We start from the raw sequence: 19,226 nt of genomic DNA on the forward strand, positions 1-19,226 counted from the left end.
AACCATTAATTTATTGATCTAATCCGAGCATCTTTAGGCGCTATTGATTACAATAGCGCCGTTGTTATCTCTTCTAAGGTACCTGTATGATGCAAATAACGGATCTGCAAAAAGAACAAAAAATTACCCCCTTACTTCGTTTAGGTTTTAGACCATTTTTTCTCAGTGGCGCTATTTTTAGTGTTTTTGCTATCGCTTTATGGTTACTAATGTATCGTGGCGTAGTGAGCTTTTCGCCATTAGGTGGTGGCTACTGGTGGCATATTCATGAAATGATTTTCGCTTTTGGCGGAGCAATTATTGCCGGTTTCTTATTAACGGCAGTGCAAAACTGGACAGGTATGCGCGGCGCGCAAGGTACTAGTTTACTGGTACTTTTTATACTCTGGTTAGCAGGCCGTGTCGTAGTGCTGATGCCAAATTTATTAGGCGATGTGTTAACAACCCTAGTAGATTTAAGCTTTTTACCCGCTGTCGCTTATGTGTTAGCTAAACCCATTATCGCCATCAAACAATACCGTAATTTGTTTTTCGCACCATTATTATTACTGTTAACCATAGCAAACCTAGAAATGCATATGGCGATATACTACCCGCAAACCTTCTCAATTGTTTATGCCGGTTATGCTGGTGTTATGCTAGTCACCTTCTTAATGTCGGTAATGGCAGGTCGAGTAACGCCTATGTTCACTGCCAATGGCACGAAAACGCAAAAAGCAACACCTGCGCCATGGCTAGACAATATCTGTAACGGCTCACTTGCTATCGCGATGTTTTATTTAGTGTTTCAGCCAGTATTAGGCTTTAATGCAACATTTTTTGGCGCATTGCTTATTATTGCTGGTATTTTCCAAACCATGCGTTGGTTAAGGTGGCGCCCATGGATCACATTAACGATTCCATTACTGTGGTCAATTCATGTTTCTATCAAGTTTATTTGTTTTGGTTTGATTGTATTAGGCGCTAGCTATTTAACCGCTGAAATACCCAGTAATCATGCTTGGCATTTACTCACTATTGGCGGTATGGGTGGCTTAATTTTAGCTATGATCTCACGTGTCTCTCTAGGTCACACCGGACGACCTTTACAGCCACCTAAATCCATGACGCTTGCTTACCTACTCATTAGTATCGCAACCTTAGTACGTGTATTTGGCCCGTGGGGTTTGCCAGAAAAAACCTTAATGTTTATCGATATTAGCGGCACCTGTTGGATAGCAGCCTTTGCTATTTTTGCCATAAAATATGCGCCTATGCTCACGGCACCTCGCGCTGATGGTCGTCCAGGTTAACAGCTATTGTTTTATTGCGATTAAATTAACTATTTGCTCATCTAGCAAGAGTTAAATTACTATAGGCTTAGTTCATAAGAAAGCTTCAAAGCGTAACCACTTTGAAGCTTTTTCTTTGCAAACAATTTGAGGTTAACATGCAAGCGGTATTTCTAGATCAACAAACCTTTAGTGACACTATTTCCTTTGACGCCATCAAAGCCGAGGTAAGTGAACTTGTTTGCTATCCAACAACCCCAGCTGAACAAGTCATTAGCCGTTGCCAACATGCCGAAATCATCATTACCAATAAAGTCGTGCTTGATCAAAACATACTTACACAGCTACCGAAATTAAAGCTTATTTGCATTGCCGCAACTGGCTATAACAATATCGATATCAATGCCGCAAAAGAACTGGGTATTGCTGTAACGAATGTCAGTGGTTATGCCGGACAATCAGTCGCTCAATACGTGTTTGCGCAAATATTAAATTATTATCAAAACATTCAAAGCCATAATAACAATACTAAACAAGGCTTATGGCAGAAAAGCGCCACTTTCTGCTTACATGGTAACGCCATAACAGAGCTTGCTGGTAAAACCTTAGCCATTATTGGCTATGGAAATTTAGGCAAAGCAGTGGAAAACATTGCCAAAGCATTTGCCATGAAAGTAATGATCAGCGAGCGTCCGTCAGCAAGCACTATTCGCGACGGTCGAACCAGCTTTCATGAAGCCATTAAAAAAGCTGATATTATTAGCTTACATTGCCCACAAACACCTGAAACTGAAAACTTAATCAATGCCGACGTATTACTAGAAATGAAAAGTACTGCCATGCTCATTAACACAGCGCGCGGTGCATTAGTCAATAGTGAAGACTTACTTCATGCATTAAAAAATAAACACATTGCCTTTGCGGCGCTCGACGTACTCGAACAAGAGCCACCAGCAAATGAACACCCATTACTTCAAGCAAACCTGGATAATTTAGTGATTAGCGCACACATTGCTTGGGCGAGTAGTGAGGCACAACAACGCTTAATTACTTTATTAGCTAACAATATTGCTGCATTTAACAACCAGCAAAGCTTAAATCGACTAGATTTACTCGATTAAGTCATAGGGTAATTAGCGTCTTTTCAATTACATAGTGGTTAATCGTGGACTTTTATTTTCTAGCGCTTTATTCTTGCTAGTATCGAGTTATTTTATTACTTAGCTTAGGAAATAAAAGCATGAAAAAGCTTTTCGTTGTATTGTTCTCTGTTTGTCTAGCTGTTCTTTCTGGTTGTAACGGGCACAGTGATAGTGGTGACAGCACCGCTCCCAAAACAGTTACTAGCATTCAATTCTCACTTTTAGATAGCCAAGGTAATAATACCCGCAGCTTTGATAAAAGTGATACCATCACCTTACAAGCTAAGCTGCTTGATGAAAACAACAATGCCGTTGCCAATAAATCGGTTAATTTCACCTCAACCATAGGTACGCTTGAAGTCTCAGCAAAGCTCAGTAATAGCGAAGGTATTGCCGTAGTTTATCTTACCAACGACAACTTAACCTTAGGTGCAGGCAGTGCCAATGCTAGTATCGGAGAGCTCACAGGCCAAGCCATTGATTTTGAGTACGTCAACAATGCCACGCCTGAAATACCACCATCGATTAGCACAACCATGATGTTAAATGGTCAGTTAGTTAATCAATTTAAAGCCGACCAACAAGTACAAGTGATCAGCACTTTAAAAGATGAACAAGGGCTGGGAATTGCTAATCAACTTGTCACCTTTACCGCAGATATTGGCACCTTAACCACAGCAACCGCATTAACTAATGCTCAGGGCATTGCCAATGTAACCCTTTTGAGTGAAAACGAGGCTATAGGCGCAGGTGTTATCACTTCAAGCTATATCATCAGTAACTCAACTGGTGGCAATACCGCCATCAGTAACGCTCTTAATTATCAAATTTTGCCCGCAGATTCAGTTGTTGATAGCGATATTCGACTTGGCTACTTTGATGACAACAATAACTTTATCGAAGGTAAAATTGCCTTATCCGTTGCCGATAACTCCATCAGCGCTGGTGGTACATTAGGGTTAAGCGTTGATCTTGTCGATGAAACCGGCACAATAATTACCACACCGATTCCGGTTACCTTTACTTCAAATTGTGTACAAAATGGCAACGCCACCATAGATGAGTCAGTGTTAAGCATTAACGGCACAGCAAACTCAACTTTTGAAGATATCAGCTGTGCTGGTACAACAGGCACAGACGATGTCATGCTAGCATCGGTTGCAGTCAATGGCATTACTAATACTGCCAGTGAAACCATTACTATAGGCGGCGAGCAGCTAGGCTCTATTGAGTTTGTTTCTGCTGAGCCGGCCTCAATTGTGCTACAAGGTACAGGCGGACAAAATAAGCAAGAAACCTCTACCCTAACCTTTAGAGTGAAAAGCGATTTAGGCAATGTGCTCGCCCAGCAAGAAGTATTTTTTACCCTAAGTACCACAGCTGGTGGCATAACACTTAGCCGCGAATCGGGCTTTACCAATAGCCAAGGCTTAATTACCACACAAGTTGCCGCAGGCTCGGTGCCGACTGCCGTTAGGGTTACTGCAGTTGCTAATATGACAGTTGCAGGTGAAGAGATCTCAGTAAAAAGTCAGTCAGATTTATTATCTATCAACACAGGCTTACCAGAGCAGCGTTCAATGACAATCGCCGCCAGTGTGTTAAACCCTGAAGCGCATAGCTACAATGGTGAAACATCAACAATCACAGCTTGGTTAACCGATAACTTTAATAACCCAGTACCTGATGGCACCACCATCAACTTTACTACTGAAGGTGGCTTAATTGAGCCAAGTTGTCAAACAAGCAACGGTAGCTGCTCTGTTGAATGGGAAAGTGCCGAACCAAGAGTAGCTAACCACCGTGTTACTATTTTAGCGACCGCATTAGGGCATGAAACCTTCTTTGATACCAATGGTAGCAACACCTTTGATGATGCCGATGGCAGCGCCATTATTAACAATGACGAATGCCGCCATGATGAAGGCTATGGCACCTTCAATGTCGCCTCAGGCTTTGGTACATATCCAGCACAAGCCTCTGGCTTTTTAGATATGTCAGAAGCATGGCGTGATGATAATGAAAACTGCCTGTATGAAGTCGGTGAAAAGTTTATTGATTTCGATAATGATAAACGCTTCGATAACGAAGACAACTTATTTAATGGCCCGCAATGTCAAGGCTCAAAGTGTGCCCAAGAAGATAAGCGCTCTATTCATGTAAGAAAGTCTCTGGTCCTAATTATGGCTAGCTCAGGTTCTATCTATAGCTTAACCAATGATGATGGCAGCGAGGTTTATGCGAATAACTCTGGTCAGCCAAGTGTTGATATTCCTGATATTGCTGACGGTAGTTTCCAGCAATTTACTTTTAACTTTGCTGATACTGGTATCCCTAGTCAGACTATGCCTTTTGGTACCACAGTCACAGTAGAGGCAAGCGCAGGTGAGCTACAAGGTGATACCACTTACACCGTAGGCAACAATAATCGCCAAGGTAGCGCATCTATGAAATTCTGGTTAATTAATGAAGCCGGTGGTAATGCAGACTTGGCTATTATTACCATTAAAGTAGCCTCTCCTAAAGGCTTAGTAACGAGCCTAACGACCAGTGCCAACTTGCTATAATAAGTAAGAAAGGTGCAGGTGAGTGAGGCAGTGTTCTTTCTATGAGTGAAGTAATTTACCAGCCACTAACCGTTGAAGATTTTTCCGCGGTTATTAAGCTAGGCAACCAAGTTCATGGCGATGGTTACTTAACCGATGAGAAAATTCGTCAATGGACAAGTAAAGGTATTAGCTCACAAAACGGTGAAGAAGTTAATACTAGCTTTGTCGCTTACCTCGATGGCCAACTGGTTGGTTTTCGCATTACCTTTGCCGCTAACAACTGGCCTATTGATAAATGGTGCAGCCCTGCTCTTTGGCAAGTGCCCGCCGCTAGCTGTTGCTACTTTAAATGCAATACTGTTGATGAAAACTACCGTGGCCTGGGCATAGGGAAAAAACTCTTACAATTAGCCATTGAAGCGGCGAAAAAGCAAGGGGCAAAAGCTGGCATTAGTCACTTATGGAAACAAAGCCCGAATAACAGCGCGGTAAACTATTTTACTCGCTGTGGTGCTCAGCATGTAGCGTCACATGCAGGTAAATGGAATGAAGAAAGTAAGCAAGGCTATAACTGTATTTTATGTGGCTTTGATTGCCAGTGTGAAGCGGCAGAAATGATTATTTACTTTGCTTAATTTTGCTTAGTTGTGCTTAGTTAGGTTTTAGACTTAAAGTGAAATTCCAACTTAGTCGTCATTTAATAAATTCCAAATGTGACTATCCATATCTTTACCAATTAATGCCAAACCACTTTTTGTCAGGATAAAAGAAGAAGCACTGCCCGTTTCATGGGCAATTAAGTTTTCATGCTTTAAATAAGCAATAACGCCTATGTGTGCTTCTCTTTTTTCTGTGTCAGCTTGCTCTTGAGGGAATACATCAGCAAAGCCTATTGGACTAGCGACAGGGTAGTTTGCAAGCAAACATGTAAATATGGCCTGAACCGATTCATCAAAGCGGGTAAAATCAACATCCATAGCCATCATCTAGTATCCTAAAAGTAAAAAATCATCACACCTTAAACATAGCACAAAAACGAACAAAACAAGCCTTTATGGTATGTTATTCAAGTAACCAACTTACCGGCGCTTTATCACGAGCTCGCAGCCAGTCATTAGCTTTAGAAAAGTGCTGACAACCAAAAAAGCCTCGATATGCTGATAGTGGCGAAGGGTGTGGCCCCTCAAGCACTAAATGCTTATTTTGATCTATCATCTTGGCTTTTTTCTGGGCGTGCGCTCCCCATAAAATAAACACGCAGCCTGAATTCTGACTGTTAATGGTTTGAATAACAGCATCGGTAAAGTGTTGCCAACCTAACTTGGCATGGGAATGAGCATGACCTTGCTCAACTGTTAGCACAGTATTTAACAACATAACACCTTGCTCAGCCCACGCAGTTAAATCGCCATGTTCAGGGACGGTAAAATCGTCAATATCAGTGACAAGCTCTTTATAGATATTTACCAGTGAAGGTGGCGGTTTTACGCCTTTTTGTACTGAAAAGGCCAAACCGTGTGCTTGAGTGATGCCCTTATCTTGGCCATGATAAGGATCTTGCCCCAAAATCACCACCTTAACCTCAGCTAACTCACAAAAGCTAAAGGCATTAAAAACATCTTGCTCTGCTGGAAAGACGGTAATACCTTGCCCTCGACGAGATGCGATTTCATCTTGCAGCTGAGCAAAGTAATCTTGCGACTTTTGCTCAGCTATCAGCTGCTGCCAACTTGCTTTAATGGTCATTAAACATTAAACCGCAGCTAATAAGTAATCACGTAACTGGCCAAAATCAGACGCCATATCTTTAGATAAAATCGGCTCACCTGCACAATCAGCTAACTCTTTAGGTAAACTAATTGGTTGACCAATAATACTTTCCACGACTTCTTTAAATTTAGCCGGGTGCGCTGTACCTAAGAAGACACCAAACTCACCTTCTTGTACGCTATATTGCAAGGCTTTATAAGCAACCGCGGCGTGTGGTTCACTGATATAACCAAGCTTAGTTAATTGAATGACAGTTGATTGCGTTTGTTCTTCATCGATTGATACAGATGAAACACAATCTTGTGCAACTAAGCCTGATTTAAGCATATGCTCAACGCGCGGCCAGTTATTTGGATTACTCACATCCATGGCATTAGAAATTGTTGCTACCGTATCATGCGGTTGCCATTCACCCGTTTCTAAATAACGAGGTACGGTATCATTAGCATTAGTTGCCGCTATAAAACGTTTAATCGGTAAGCCCATCGCCTTAGCAAATAAACCTGCGGTTAAATTACCAAAGTTACCACTTGGCACTGAAAAGACAATTTGGCTTAAATCGGATTTAACACGTGACAGCTGAGCTACGGCTTCAAAATAGTAACAAACCTGTGCTAATAAGCGGCTGATATTGATAGAGTTAGCTGAGTTTAAGCCAATGGTATCGGCAAGTTCTTTATCATCAAAAGCTTGTTTTACCATGGCTTGGCAATCATCAAAACTACCATCAACGGCTAAGGTTTCAATATTACCACCTAAGGTAGTAAACATTTTCTCTTGCAGCAGACTGATCTTGCCTTTAGGGTACATAATAACAACACGAATATTTTCTATACCGTGAAAGGCATGAGCAACCGCCGCCCCAGTATCACCTGATGTTGCTGTTAATATGGTTAACTTTTTCTCTACACCGGTTTTTTCACTTTCTTTAGCGCAAAATGCTTGTAAGCACTTAGCCATAAAACGGCCACCAAAGTCTTTAAATGCTAAAGTTGGCCCATGAAATAGTTCCAATATTGCCCGATCAGTACTAATAGGCTGCAACAAAGCAGGAAAGTTAAAAGCATCAGTAACAATTTCTGTTAACTCAGCTTTTGATAAATCTTCTTCCACAAACGGGTGCAACACCTGTACGCTTCTTTCTACAAATGGCATTGCTAATAGTTTATTTATGGTTTGCTCATCAAAGCTAGGCATTGATTGTGGGAAAAATAAACCTTGGTTTTTACCTAAGCCTTGCTTAACCGCACCAGCAAAGCTTACCTGTTCATCATTTTCTTTTAAGTTATAAAATTTCACTAGTTGTTTTCCTATTCGGATTTTTATTCTTTACGAGTCTGCCAAAAGCTCTGCAGCACCTGTGTTATCGGCTTTACAAACATGAACAAAGCCATGACTTTGCCCGTCTACTTCTTGTAGATAATGTTCGTTTAGCCATTGAGCAAAGGTTTCAGCTTGCTGCTTATCATCGACAACGCAAAATAGCGTTGGCCCTGAGCCAGATATCCCGACAGCAAGCGCACCTTGAGATGTTAAATAATCATGGGCTTGTTCATACTTAGGCAATAATTCCTTGCGATAAGGCTCCGCCACTACATCGGTAAGTACTGAAAAGGCTTGTGCTTTATTTTGACGATGGCAAGCATCAACAAAGGTTGCCAGATTTTGACCATAGCGAATAACATCAGCGCGACTATATTGCACAGGCAAAACATCTCTTGCCGCTTTGGTAGAAACTTCAATACCTGGGTAAGCCATTACATAATAGCAATCATCAAAACTTGGTAGTGCACGCGAAATTATCTCTTCATCTGGCACCATCAATTGCAAGCCGCCATAATAGCACGGTGCAACATTATCATAATGCAGGCTACCACTAATTTGCGCTTCCATCTGCCCCATCATTTTTAACATCTGCTCTTTGCTAAAGCTAAAATTATGATGATTTTGATAAAAGGCATTAAGCCCTGCTAATGCAGCAACCACAGAGCAAGCACTCGAGCCTAAACCGCTACCTACGGGCATCTTCTTATCTAAAGTTAGGGCAACATTAACCACTTGCTGATTGGCCTGCTCTAAAGCTTGATTGAACAGTATTAAACATGACCAAACAATATTATCTTCTTTGTTACTCGGTAATTTATCAGCAAAACGACCAAGCACAGTTAAGCTGCTTTCTTCATCTACCTGAGTAACCGTAACTACATCACCTAATAAGGTGCCATCAACGGGTTTAACAGCAAGGCCTAAAACATCAAAACCTACACTCACATTTCCAATTGATGCCGGTGCAAAAACCGAAACACTATTACTACTCACTGACATTAGTGCTGTTGCTCCCATGCTAAAGTTCTTAATAAGTCGCCAAATACGCCAGCAGCGGTAACAGCTGCACCAGCACCATAACCACGTAAAACAAAAGGTAATGGTTGGTAATAACGACTGTGAATGGCTAAGGCATTTTCACCATCTTTTATACTGTAAAGCGGGTGCTCTGGCCCAACGGCTTCAATAGCAACCTGACACTTACCATCGATAATATTACCTATATAACGCAGTACTTTTCCTTCTGCTTTTGCTTTGGCAATACGCTCACTAAAAGCACCATCAATTTTACTCAGGTTCGCCATAAATTCACTGACATCACCGCTGGCATCAAAATCATTTGGTAACACTGATTCGATAGTGATATCTGAAAGCTCTAACTGCATACCAGCTTCACGCGCCATAATCAGTAACTTACGCGCAACATCCATACCGCTTAAATCATCACGCGGATCTGGCTCGGTAAAACCATTTTCTTTCGCGATAGCAGTAGCTTCTGATAACGCCATGCCTTCATCTAATTTACCAAAGATATAAGATAATGAGCCTGATAAAATACCTTCAAAGCGCTGTAGTTCATCACCTGCTTTGATTAGGCTTTGCAAAGTATCGATAACCGGTAAACCAGCGCCAACAGTTGTTTCATATAAAAAGCGACGATTAGTTTGCTGCGCCGCTTCACGCAAGGCTTGATAATATTGCCATGAATCGGTATTCGCCTTTTTATTTGGTGTCACTACATGAAAACCTTCTGCTAAATAATCAACATAACTCATGGCTAAGGCTTCATTAGAGGTTGAATCAACAAACACTGGGTTGATTAAATGATTATCACGAACAAAGGCTTTTAAATTCTCCACTGTCACTGGCACTGCCTTACCCTCTTCAATGCCTTGCTCCATAGCGGCTTGCCAGTTGTCTAACTCGATACCGTTTTTATCAAAAACCATACCTTTACTATTAGCTAAACCATAAACTTTTAAGGCGATGTTTTGCTCTTTTAAACTGGCTTGTTGTCTTGAAATTTGCGCAATCAATTCACTACCAACAACACCGCAACCAACTAAAAAGACATCAATGGTTGGTTTATGTGAGAAAAAGTTCTGATGGCTCACTTTCATGGCATCAGTACATTTTCTTTGCTCAATCACCACTGAAATACTGCGCTCTGATGAATCCTGCGCAATGGCAACAACATTCACTCGTGCTTGTGCTAACGAGCTAAAGAATTTAGCTGCAACACCACGCTGATGATGCATACCATCACCAACAAGTGAAACAATAGATAAATTATCCTGCAATACCACTGGCTCTAATAAACCGTTAAGTAATTCAAGTTCAAATTCTTCCTGTAAGCTTTGTTTAGCTCGTTCGGCATCACGTGAGTAAATGCAAAAACTAATGCAGTATTCACTAGAAGACTGACTGATCAACACCAAAGAAATATTTTCACGACTCATGGTGGCAAAGACACGACTCGCCATACCCACCATACCTTTCATGCCAGGGCCAGAAACATTAACCATAGTTAAATCATCAAGATTAGAAATGGCTTTGACGCGCTTTTGTTGATCACTTTCATTTGAAATAAGCGTACCAGGTGCGGCTGGGTTACTGGTATTTTTGATTAAGCAAGGAATATGATATTGCGCAATTGGGCCAATTGTTTTCGGGTGCAGTACGCTTGCGCCAAAGTATGAAAGCTCCATCGCTTCTTGGTACGATAAGTAATCTAATAATTTAGCTTCTTTGATCATACGCGGGTCAGCATTATAAACGCCATCAACATCTGTCCAAATCTCACAACACTGAGCCTCAGCACATACAGCTAATACCGCCGCAGAGTAATCAGAGCCATTGCGACCTAGTGTAGTTACTTCAGGGTTTTCACTACTAGATTCAGCATTAACACCGATAAAACCTGGCATTAGCGCCACTGAGCTTAACTTGTCGTACTGCTTAGCAAACTTCTCTTTTGATAGCACTAAATCTGCGACTGCATTGAGTGATGAGTCATTGGTAAATAGAAACTTTTCTGGTGATATCAGTGAAACTTGCAAACCAGATGCTTGTAATACGGCATCTAAAATAGCAACACTTAAACGTTCACCGGTACTGATAATGCGTGCACGAATATGATCTGGGCAATAAGACAACATAGTTGCCCCTTGCATATAGCGTTCTAACTGATGTTCATAGTTAGTTAGCGCCTGCTCACAGTGCTGATGATTAAAGTTATTAATACTCGCTGATAAATCTTCAATAATGGTAGTAATTGCGCGTTTAAAATGGCCTAAATCGGTGACTAATTTAGCTTCATCGCTAATGTTTTCAGCCATAGCCACTAAGTGATTGGTTACGCCTTGCGGAGCTGAAACCACAACAGCTAGGTTTGACTCGGTTGATTTTTCTTTGATGATATCTGCAACTTGACGAAATCGTTCAGCCGAGGCAAGAGATGAACCACCAAATTTTAATACACGCATTATGTTTCCCTTTTCTTAAAGTAGAATTTTTAAATCGTACAAAACAAAAAGCCCGTCACCTTTGCAGGTCACGGGCTTGAATAAAATAAACTTTTTTTACACGTTAGCCAGCGACCGCCATCCGAATTCGGGTGGTGGTTGTAATAATAATGGTAATCTGGCGCTTAATTAGTTTCATTACTCTAAAATGCCTTATGCGTGGTTAAGTGTCAACAATTAATGATAAATAAAAGCGAATAAAAAGTTATAGTTTATTCACTATAACTTTACTAAAGTGAAAAAATATACTGATTTGAGCGTTTTATGCAGACTTTTGCTGCGTCGAATCGAGATCTAATTCCGTACAAACTTGGTTTCGACCATTTGACTTAGCCAAATACAAAGCACTGTCAGCCACTGAAATGAGACTCTCATAATCAGTATCAGAGTCTTTTAACTCCGCCACACCAACACTAACAGAAATATTAAATACTGAGTCTTTATAATGCATTGGCGTAACAGCTAAGGTTTTACAAATACGTTGAGCTAACTCTTGTGCCCCCGCTAAATTAGTCTCAGGTAAAACAATGGCAAATTCTTCACCGCCATAGCGGCCGAAAATATCTTCAACACGCAGTAAGTTACTGACAGTATCGCTGACATCAATTAATACTTTATCGCCACCTTGATGGCCATAGTGATCATTAAGGTGCTTAAAGTTATCAAGATCAAACATGATCAAAGACACTTGTTTGTCATGACGTTTAGCTTTAGCAAACTCTTGCGCTAACGACTCTTGCCAATGCTTACGATTATAAATTTGAGTTAAACCATCGATACGGCTGATCATGGCTAACTTGTCGAGCGCTTGTTGCAATTGCCCTTGGTAATGACAAACATCGGTAACATCTTCAATTAAAATACAAACATGCTCTACCTCACCGTCAGTTTCCATCGGCAAAAAAGTACAATTTTGCGCCATAAACTCACTGTCTGTGGTAATTGGGCGGGTATGCGGTAATTCAAATAGATGATGACGTTGCTGCCAAGAGCAAAAGTTAGGCGTTTTCAGTTGTAGCACACTGGTTAGTTTGCGCGTTAACCAACGCTGTGGTAGCTCTAAAAAAACCTCAAAGACCGACTTGCCAATATTAGCAGCTACCGCCTTATCAGAATGAACCTGTAAAAAGCGATTCCACATGACAATATTAAACTGACTATCTAAAATCAGAATACCAGTATTGAGCTGGTCTGTTATTTGACTTGAGGCCTGTTCAGATAGCTTCTTTAGAAAGTCATTTTCAATACTGCTCATTAGAACTCTTCCAAAATCCTGTCTAAAACCACTTTAATATTGTTAATGGCCGTTTCAGGAATTAACAACACCATATTACAGTTAAAAGAATAATCTGTTACTTGATAGTGAATATTTACTTTCAGCGCCAAATCCCAACTAAAGGTCATTTGCTCAAGGTGGGTTGATAAACTATTTTGCGAGCTAGGTAATAACTTAGGCGCACTGTAAGACATCTGGTTATCAATTTGACTAGCAAAGACATTCAAAAACGTCGTCGTGAGTATTGAACTAATATCAATAAGTTGCTCATCTTGTGATAACTCATCAGGTTCATAACCCAATAAATCAGCAATGCGCTCTGAATCCTCATCTTGATAAATCAGTAAGGCCTCACCCCGAATACCTTCATAACCAAAAAAGCCTTGGCTTACTACAGCAACCGTTGCTTGATGTTGGTCGATAGAGCGAGATAAATTATCAGCGTTAACACTTTCAATGCTTGGTACTTTTAGATAAACAAAGGTATCTAAATAACGAGCGAGTTGATCACTTGCTTGCCCCATAGCGACATTAATAAGCTCTTGTAAGCAGTCTTGCTGATCTTCTGTTAATTGAAATGGGTTCATAATAAACCGTGCTCTTGCAGGTGGTTTTGTAACACATCTGGTTTTACCGGCTTACGTATAAACTCCTTTGCACCAAGGTTTAATACCTTACTTTGCATCTCAGGTTGAATATCCGCAGAAATAACAAAAACATTACAGTTTACGTTAAGTTTTTCTATTCCTTGTAAAACACCAACACCATCGATACCCGGCATAGTTAAATCAAGAAAAAGAACATCTATGGTGTTACCACGCAAGATAGTTAGCGCTTCAGCACCATTTGTTGCAGTTTGCACGTTATCACGCCACTGCTCTGGAAGGCTTTTAAGCACTTGCTTTCGCGCCATGTTTGAATCATCGCAAATAAGCACCGATGGGCTCATAAGAAGGGAAATCCTTGCACTATTATTATTTTAATGCTGATAATTTACCCTAAATCAGTTGAATTGTTAATGACCAATTGCAAGTTTTTAACAAATTATTCAAGCAAAGTTTTACATTATGAGACTAATTGCTCTAAAACCTGTCAGTACAATTTGGGGCCAAAAAATAGATAGATGTAGCAATATCTTATTTAGAGCATCTCAAAGGCTAAAGTATAAAGCTTAAGATTTGTATCGAGATCACTGCTGATAAGCTATATAAGGTTATCATTTTGATATTGTAAGAGGTAATTTTCATCGCTTATCCCTCATACCCGTTAGAGTATATTAAAACTAGATACGATGATTATGAAAGACTGTAAGATGTTGCGCTGTTAACATTTGTCAACGCATAGTATTAAGATGTAAGCTGCCAAACCAATTTTGCTTGATTATCTTTAAACCACTGTTTAGCTTTTTTAAAGTCGGGGTAATATTTAGCAACCAGTTGCCAAAATTGTGCGGAATGATTTAAGTGCTTTAAATGACAAAGCTCATGAACAATAACGTAATCAATAACCCACACAGGAGCCATAATAAGTAAATAATTTAGGCTGATTTCGCTGCGGCTATTGCAGCTACCCCACCGAGCCTTGTACTGCCTAATATTCAAACTAGTAGGAAATAGTTGCGTAAGTTGACACCAGTATTCGACACGCTGATTAAATAACGTTTGTGCTTGCTCTTTAAAAAAGCATTCCAATTGCTTTTTAACCTGTTTAGCCTTTTCAGCATCACTTTGACATTTCACTTGCATTCGTTCACTTAGCGAAACTAGCATTGCAGTGTCATTAGCATCAGTAGCATATACATCAACGGCTGTTTTTTTACTAAAGTTAACCTGGATAAGACAAGGCTTTCCTAAATACAAAACATGGTCACCTGCCATAAAGTTACAAGCGTCTTGTTTTAGTATTAATTGTTTATCTAAGGTTGCAGTGAGCCAAGCGCTCTTTTGCTGCACAAAGCCATCAATGGTTGACTTTGCAACACTCACAGGAGCGCGAACAATAACCTGACCCGCTTTAACCTGTAAACTAATACTTTTACGCTTACTGCGAATTAAACGATAATTCAAGGCTATAGCTTTTAACTAGCTTCACTTAAATCAGCTTTGCTTTTGGCTTTGCTTGCCTTCGTCGCCTTGGCCGGCTTTTCTTTAACATCATCAACAGAAACTTCTGTTAACTCAGGCTTAGTTACCGGCTTTTTGGCTGCTTTTTTTGCCAATAAAGCCACAAGCACATCTTCTCTATGCTGAGCTAGGTAAATACTAAGTTCTTCAGTAGCACTATCTGATAATTCAATTGGAGCCTGGGCAAATACTTCAGCTAAGTTATCAGCCATATCCAACATTTTGTCATATTCATCTGCTGACTTCTTATCCATAAATGTTTTTGCCTCTACCCCGTGTCTAATTACAACAAATCGACTTTCAACTGCCATTAGTTTTCCTTATTCACCTCAAGTGGTACGCACAATGCCTACTCTTGAATTAAAAGCTCAAGATAATCAAGTTTTATCTTTTATATTTGTACTCACTGTAACACAGCTCACCATAAAACTGTATATAACAACAGTAAAAAACCTGTTTTATATCAAAATTAATACAATTCAAGCTGGTTTTCTCTGCATTTTATCGTGCGATTAATCACACTCAATGGTCATTTCTTATGTCTAAATACCTACAAATGTAAAAAAAAGATTGTATACAAAATCCAAATAACAAAGCTAAACAGACAATATTCATGCACTTACTGAAATTACAATTCTGTAACAAAGGAATGTTTCGTTACATCTAGCAAGAATTCTCATACAACTTTTCTACAGAAACACGCCACTATTAACTTGAGCAAGGCAAGACCACTCGTTAGTTATTTATTATTTGAGCGCAAGGAATTAATCATGAAAACAGTTAAAGCAGCAGTATTAGGTATTACCACAACATTATCACTATTAGCCATAAGCTTACCTAGCCAAGCCGCCATGAGTGAGCACATGGAACATGCACTTATTAGCGTCTGTAAAGCAGCGAAAAGCAATAAGGTTCATCATTTCAATAAAACAACTAAAGCATTTCGTTTAAAAAAGAAAGCGGTTGCACTTAAGGTTGTCTGCAACGGTGAAGATATTATCAGCTTTGCTGAAAGCCATAGCGCAGATAAAACCGCAGCTCATCTACAACAAAGCATTAGTGAAGTACAAATCACCGATTTAGCAGCAAATTCAAAATTGAGAATACGTTTTTAATTCAAGCTCAATTTCACCAAAAAGCTACGCTGAGTATTCCTGCCTGCGTGGCTTTTTTTGTTATTTCAAGCCTATGACTTATTAACATTTCATTTAACAACTAAAGTAATTCCCCACAGGATTAGACAAACCCTACTAACATTTTCGTATGTCTAAATATCTACAAATGTAAGGAATAGTTTCAACATCGACTGATTAAATTTCAAACAACAAAAAGACTATCAGTTACTTAGTCTCTTTAAAGAGTATTTAACGCAGTTTTTTCGTTACATTCGTCATACAAAGCTTTACAGCTATTTTTTGAAATTGCGCCACTATTAGTTTGAGTGAAGCAATTTGCTTCGACTTTAAACGCTAAGGAGAATACCATGAAAAAGTTAAGAGTAGCATTAATCGCAATCGCAACAGCAGTGCCCGCATTAGCTATCAGCATGCCAAGCCAAGCAGCAATGACCCCGTATATGGAAAATGCCTTAATCAATGTTTGTAAAGCCGCTATTAGCAATAAAGTACACATGTTAAATAAAACAACCAAAGAGTATAGGTTAAAAACTAAAACTGTCGCTTTAAAGCTTGTTTGCAACGGCGAAGATGTTATTAGCTTTGCTGAAAGTTATGGTGCAGATAAAACCGCAGCCAAATTGCAAAAAAGTATCGGTTCAGTTGATATCACTGATATCGCCGCATTATCTAAAGTCAGTGTAACTTTCTAAGCCAAATTCATTAGAGGTCAGCATGAAGCCGATAAAACGATAGCACTCAAATCAAGCATTATTGAGTGCTCACGTTTAAGCCACATTATCAGCCCGACCTAGTCACCAAATATCCTTTCAAGCCAAGACATTTTTGGTTTTTCCTGTAAACAACCTTCTTCAATCTTGATGCCAGCTGCAACAGCAGGATAAGCCGCGGTATTGTCACAGTTAGCCTTAACTGCACGACCGGTTTGTTGTTCAAATAACACAGTGGCAATTGAGTCAGGTGCAACACTTTGGTGATCAACAACCCCTTCTCGCTTGATAAAGTCGGCAAACAGTACCAGCGCACCACTACTGCCTGTTAAACCAGTAGGCTTGTTATCATCTTTGCCAATCCAAGTCGTGACTAAATGCTTATCGTCATAACCAACAAACCAACTATCTCTAAGCTGATTACTCGTCCCCGTTTTACCTGCTAACTGTCCATCCGGTACTCGCCAAGTTAGCGACTTAGCTGTGCCTTCTTTGGTTACTGCTGTTAGCGCATAATCAAGTAAATAGGCGGCATGCTTTGACAAACGCTGCTCACTTACTTGCTGGTATTGCCAAAGTGTTTCCCCTGAAAGGGTATGTATACTGACAACACTATGACTTGCTTTGTAGTTACCTTGATCTGCTAAGGGCAAATACAACTGATTAACTTCTAAAGGTGACATATTTATCGCACCAAGTAACATGGATGGCCTGATTGTAAATTCTTGCTCATAACCAAGCACCTGCATCACTTCAGCAATTTGCTCTAAACCTAAATCCATACCTAAATTCACCGTCGGGATATTAAGCGAGTTAATCAAGGCAGAATACAGTGATACCTGTTGACGATATTTGCCATCATAATTTTTCGGCTGCCATTTATCGCCACTGTCATTTTTAAAAGTGACCGGCTTATCGGCTAACACAGTAGCAAAATTATATTGCTCATAACGCTCCAATGCAGCCAGATAAATCGCTGGCTTGATCAACGAGCCAATAGGCCTTTTGGCATGCATAGCACGATTAAAGCCAGCATAGCCACTTTCTCTACTACCTAATAATGCTCTTACTTCGCCACTTGCAATATCAGTTACCACCATGGCGGCTTGTAGGTTTGCTTGTTTATAGTTTTTCTCTAACGTAGGCAACTGTTTAGCAACCGCTTGCTCAAGCTGCTGCTGACTTGAATGTGAAAAGCCGGTAAATACTCTAATGCCTGCTCTTTGCACGCTGGTATCAAGTAGCTCGTTTAGCTCTTGCTTAACTAACTGCAAGTAAGCGGGGTAATTTTGCTGATTAAAACGACGATTTTCTCGCACCGTTAACGGCGATTCAATGGCAGCAATATAGTGATTTTTAGATAATAAATTTTGCTCAAACATTAACTTGAGAATGAGATCTCGCCTTTGCTTAGCACGCTTACCATGCTTCCAAGGATCATAATAACTTGGGCCTTTCGCTTGACCAACTAACAAGGCAATATCAGCGCCTGTTAACTCAGGTAACTCTTTGCCAAAATAAAAGTTCGCGGCTAAACCAAAGCCGTAAATACCATTAGCATAATGCTGCCCTAAATAAACCTCGTTAATATAGGCTTCTAACAGCTGATCTTTGCTATAGCGCAACTCTAAAATAATTGCCATAAATGCTTCTTGTAGCTTACGAGTAAGACTACGCTCGCGAGTCAGAAACATATTTTTCGCCAGTTGCTGCGTTAAAGTACTGCCCCCCTGCACCGTTCGGCCTGCTTGTAAGTTTCGATATAATGCGCGAATTATTGCTAGCGGTGAAACACCATGGTGATGATAAAAATCTCGATCTTCAACCAAAAGTAAAGTATCAATAAGTAAACTCGGCACTTGCTCTAATGACACTAACACGCGATCTTCTTTATTATTCGGCACTAATCGCGCAAGTAATTTAGGCTCAAGCTGAACATTATCTACAGGCAAACCATCTAACCATAAATCTGCAATTCGTTGCTTTTCTACATCAATGGTTATTTTTGCCTCATCACTAAAGCCACTTGGAAAATCAAAAGCTCTGCGATACACAATAAGACGCCTTGCTGATTGGGCAAACTCTCCCGCTTCTCTGACCTTGGCAACTTTTTTATAACCATTAAGCTTTAAATCATTTGCTATCGCCGTAATAGCGGCTTGATCATTAATGGTCAGCATTGGCACCTGACCATACACCTGTGCGGGTACTTGCCAACGTTGGCCCTCAAACGTTTTAACAACCTTAGCATCCAAATAAATAAGAAAAATGGTTAAGGCAAATAATAAAGCAAGCATAAGTTTGCCAAGCGTAGTAACACACCAGCGAAACCATGCCTTACCGACAGAACCAGTTGATTGCTCTTTTTGTGCTTTTGTTGTCTTTTTTGTCATGCTTTG

Annotated in this window: 17 protein-coding genes; 6 read left to right on the forward strand and 11 right to left on the reverse strand. The window is 40.1% G+C overall.

Translation table 11 applies throughout. The features are described 5' to 3' along the window. The first annotated feature begins 86 nt into the window (after positions 1-86). The 4 genes from EMK97_RS08375 (at position 87) to EMK97_RS08390 (ending at position 5,597) form a co-directional block, all read left to right on the forward strand. Positions 87-1,292 (forward strand): NnrS family protein, encoded by a 1,206-nt coding sequence (locus tag EMK97_RS08375; protein WP_130601182.1) that lies wholly within the window; start codon positions 87-89, stop codon positions 1,290-1,292. 137 nt (positions 1,293-1,429) lie between these two features. Beyond that, complete coding sequence (locus tag EMK97_RS08380) at positions 1,430-2,392, forward strand: D-2-hydroxyacid dehydrogenase (RefSeq protein ID WP_130601184.1); 963 nt, start codon at positions 1,430-1,432, stop codon at positions 2,390-2,392. Positions 2,393-2,511: 119 nt separating this feature from the next. Next, entirely contained in the window at positions 2,512-4,980 is a 2,469-nt protein-coding gene (locus EMK97_RS08385) for an Ig-like domain-containing protein (protein ID WP_130601186.1), read from the forward strand. A gap of 41 nt (positions 4,981-5,021) precedes the next feature. Then, positions 5,022-5,597, forward strand: a complete 576-nt coding sequence (locus EMK97_RS08390; protein WP_130601188.1) for a GNAT family N-acetyltransferase — start codon at positions 5,022-5,024, stop codon at positions 5,595-5,597. Between the two features lie 51 nt (positions 5,598-5,648). On the opposite strand, the gene EMK97_RS08395 is transcribed toward EMK97_RS08390, so the two are convergent. The 10 genes from EMK97_RS08395 to EMK97_RS08440 form a co-directional block, all read right to left on the reverse strand. Then, complete coding sequence (locus EMK97_RS08395; protein ID WP_246028914.1) at positions 5,649-5,948, reverse strand: hypothetical protein; 300 nt, start codon at positions 5,946-5,948, stop codon at positions 5,649-5,651. 76 nt (positions 5,949-6,024) lie between these two features. Further along, positions 6,025-6,708 (reverse strand): uracil-DNA glycosylase, encoded by a 684-nt coding sequence (gene ung / locus EMK97_RS08400; RefSeq protein WP_130601190.1) that lies wholly within the window; start codon positions 6,706-6,708, stop codon positions 6,025-6,027. 6 nt (positions 6,709-6,714) lie between these two features. Next, positions 6,715-8,031, reverse strand: coding sequence for a threonine synthase (gene thrC, locus EMK97_RS08405; protein ID WP_130601192.1), 1,317 nt, complete (start codon positions 8,029-8,031; stop codon positions 6,715-6,717). 30 nt (positions 8,032-8,061) lie between these two features. Next, on the reverse strand, positions 8,062-9,075 hold the full coding sequence (gene thrB / locus EMK97_RS08410) for a homoserine kinase (protein ID WP_246028915.1): 1,014 nt from the start codon (positions 9,073-9,075) through the stop codon (positions 8,062-8,064). Next, entirely contained in the window at positions 9,057-11,543 is a 2,487-nt protein-coding gene (gene thrA / locus EMK97_RS08415; protein ID WP_130601194.1) for a bifunctional aspartate kinase/homoserine dehydrogenase I, read from the reverse strand. The genes thrB and thrA overlap by 19 nt, the downstream gene beginning before the upstream one ends. A 301-nt stretch (positions 11,544-11,844) precedes the next feature. Further along, entirely contained in the window at positions 11,845-12,837 is a 993-nt protein-coding gene (locus EMK97_RS08420) for a GGDEF domain-containing protein (protein WP_130601196.1), read from the reverse strand. After that, positions 12,837-13,445, reverse strand: a complete 609-nt coding sequence (locus EMK97_RS08425) for a chemotaxis protein (RefSeq protein ID WP_130601198.1) — start codon at positions 13,443-13,445, stop codon at positions 12,837-12,839. Before EMK97_RS08425 ends, EMK97_RS08420 begins: the two co-directional genes overlap by 1 nt. Continuing rightward, entirely contained in the window at positions 13,442-13,807 is a 366-nt protein-coding gene (locus EMK97_RS08430; RefSeq protein WP_130601200.1) for a response regulator, read from the reverse strand. Before EMK97_RS08430 ends, EMK97_RS08425 begins: the two co-directional genes overlap by 4 nt. Positions 13,808-14,204: 397 nt before the next feature. After that, positions 14,205-14,924: a M48 family metallopeptidase gene (locus EMK97_RS08435; protein ID WP_130601202.1), complete on the reverse strand. Its 720-nt coding sequence runs from the start codon at positions 14,922-14,924 to the stop codon at positions 14,205-14,207. 11 nt (positions 14,925-14,935) lie between these two features. Further along, positions 14,936-15,292 carry a YebG family protein gene (locus EMK97_RS08440; RefSeq protein ID WP_130601204.1) on the reverse strand — a complete coding sequence of 119 codons (357 nt, stop codon included), beginning with the start codon at positions 15,290-15,292 and terminating at the stop codon, positions 14,936-14,938. Positions 15,293-15,751: 459 nt separating this feature from the next. Between EMK97_RS08440 and EMK97_RS08445 the strand changes: the two genes are divergently transcribed. Both EMK97_RS08445 and EMK97_RS08450 read left to right on the forward strand, forming a co-directional pair. Next, a complete protein-coding gene (locus tag EMK97_RS08445; protein WP_130601206.1) occupies positions 15,752-16,096 on the forward strand; it encodes a DUF3718 domain-containing protein in 345 nt (114 codons plus the stop codon). 368 nt (positions 16,097-16,464) lie between these two features. Next, a complete protein-coding gene (locus tag EMK97_RS08450) occupies positions 16,465-16,809 on the forward strand; it encodes a DUF3718 domain-containing protein (protein ID WP_130601208.1) in 345 nt (114 codons plus the stop codon). 98 nt (positions 16,810-16,907) lie between these two features. Here the strand turns inward: EMK97_RS08450 and mrcB are convergent, their stop codons facing one another. Further along, a complete protein-coding gene (mrcB, locus tag EMK97_RS08455) occupies positions 16,908-19,220 on the reverse strand; it encodes a penicillin-binding protein 1B (protein ID WP_130601210.1) in 2,313 nt (770 codons plus the stop codon). Positions 19,221-19,226 lie beyond the last annotated feature (6 nt).

The organism is Litorilituus sediminis (genome assembly GCF_004295665.1).
In the GTDB taxonomy this organism is placed as follows: Bacteria; Pseudomonadota; Gammaproteobacteria; order Enterobacterales; family Alteromonadaceae; genus Colwellia; species Colwellia sediminis.

Excerpts from the sequence above, each read along its gene's own strand:
- mrcB (WP_130601210.1), bottom strand. The coding sequence starts at position 19,220 with ATGACAAAAAAGACAACAAAAGCACAAAAAGAGCAATCAACTGGTTCT.
- EMK97_RS08395 (WP_246028914.1), bottom strand. The coding sequence starts at position 5,948 with ATGATGGCTATGGATGTTGATTTTACCCGCTTTGATGAATCGGTTCAG.
- EMK97_RS08430 (WP_130601200.1), bottom strand. The coding sequence starts at position 13,807 with ATGAGCCCATCGGTGCTTATTTGCGATGATTCAAACATGGCGCGAAAG.
- thrA (WP_130601194.1), bottom strand. The coding sequence starts at position 11,543 with ATGCGTGTATTAAAATTTGGTGGTTCATCTCTTGCCTCGGCTGAACGA.
- EMK97_RS08450 (WP_130601208.1), top strand. The coding sequence starts at position 16,465 with ATGAAAAAGTTAAGAGTAGCATTAATCGCAATCGCAACAGCAGTGCCC.
- EMK97_RS08380 (WP_130601184.1), top strand. The coding sequence starts at position 1,430 with ATGCAAGCGGTATTTCTAGATCAACAAACCTTTAGTGACACTATTTCC.
- EMK97_RS08390 (WP_130601188.1), top strand. The coding sequence starts at position 5,022 with ATGAGTGAAGTAATTTACCAGCCACTAACCGTTGAAGATTTTTCCGCG.
- EMK97_RS08420 (WP_130601196.1), bottom strand. The coding sequence starts at position 12,837 with ATGAGCAGTATTGAAAATGACTTTCTAAAGAAGCTATCTGAACAGGCC.
- EMK97_RS08445 (WP_130601206.1), top strand. The coding sequence starts at position 15,752 with ATGAAAACAGTTAAAGCAGCAGTATTAGGTATTACCACAACATTATCA.
- ung (WP_130601190.1), bottom strand. The coding sequence starts at position 6,708 with ATGACCATTAAAGCAAGTTGGCAGCAGCTGATAGCTGAGCAAAAGTCG.
- EMK97_RS08425 (WP_130601198.1), bottom strand. The coding sequence starts at position 13,445 with ATGAACCCATTTCAATTAACAGAAGATCAGCAAGACTGCTTACAAGAG.
- EMK97_RS08385 (WP_130601186.1), top strand. The coding sequence starts at position 2,512 with ATGAAAAAGCTTTTCGTTGTATTGTTCTCTGTTTGTCTAGCTGTTCTT.
- EMK97_RS08375 (WP_130601182.1), top strand. The coding sequence starts at position 87 with ATGATGCAAATAACGGATCTGCAAAAAGAACAAAAAATTACCCCCTTA.
- EMK97_RS08440 (WP_130601204.1), bottom strand. The coding sequence starts at position 15,292 with ATGGCAGTTGAAAGTCGATTTGTTGTAATTAGACACGGGGTAGAGGCA.
- thrB (WP_246028915.1), bottom strand. The coding sequence starts at position 9,075 with ATGGGAGCAACAGCACTAATGTCAGTGAGTAGTAATAGTGTTTCGGTT.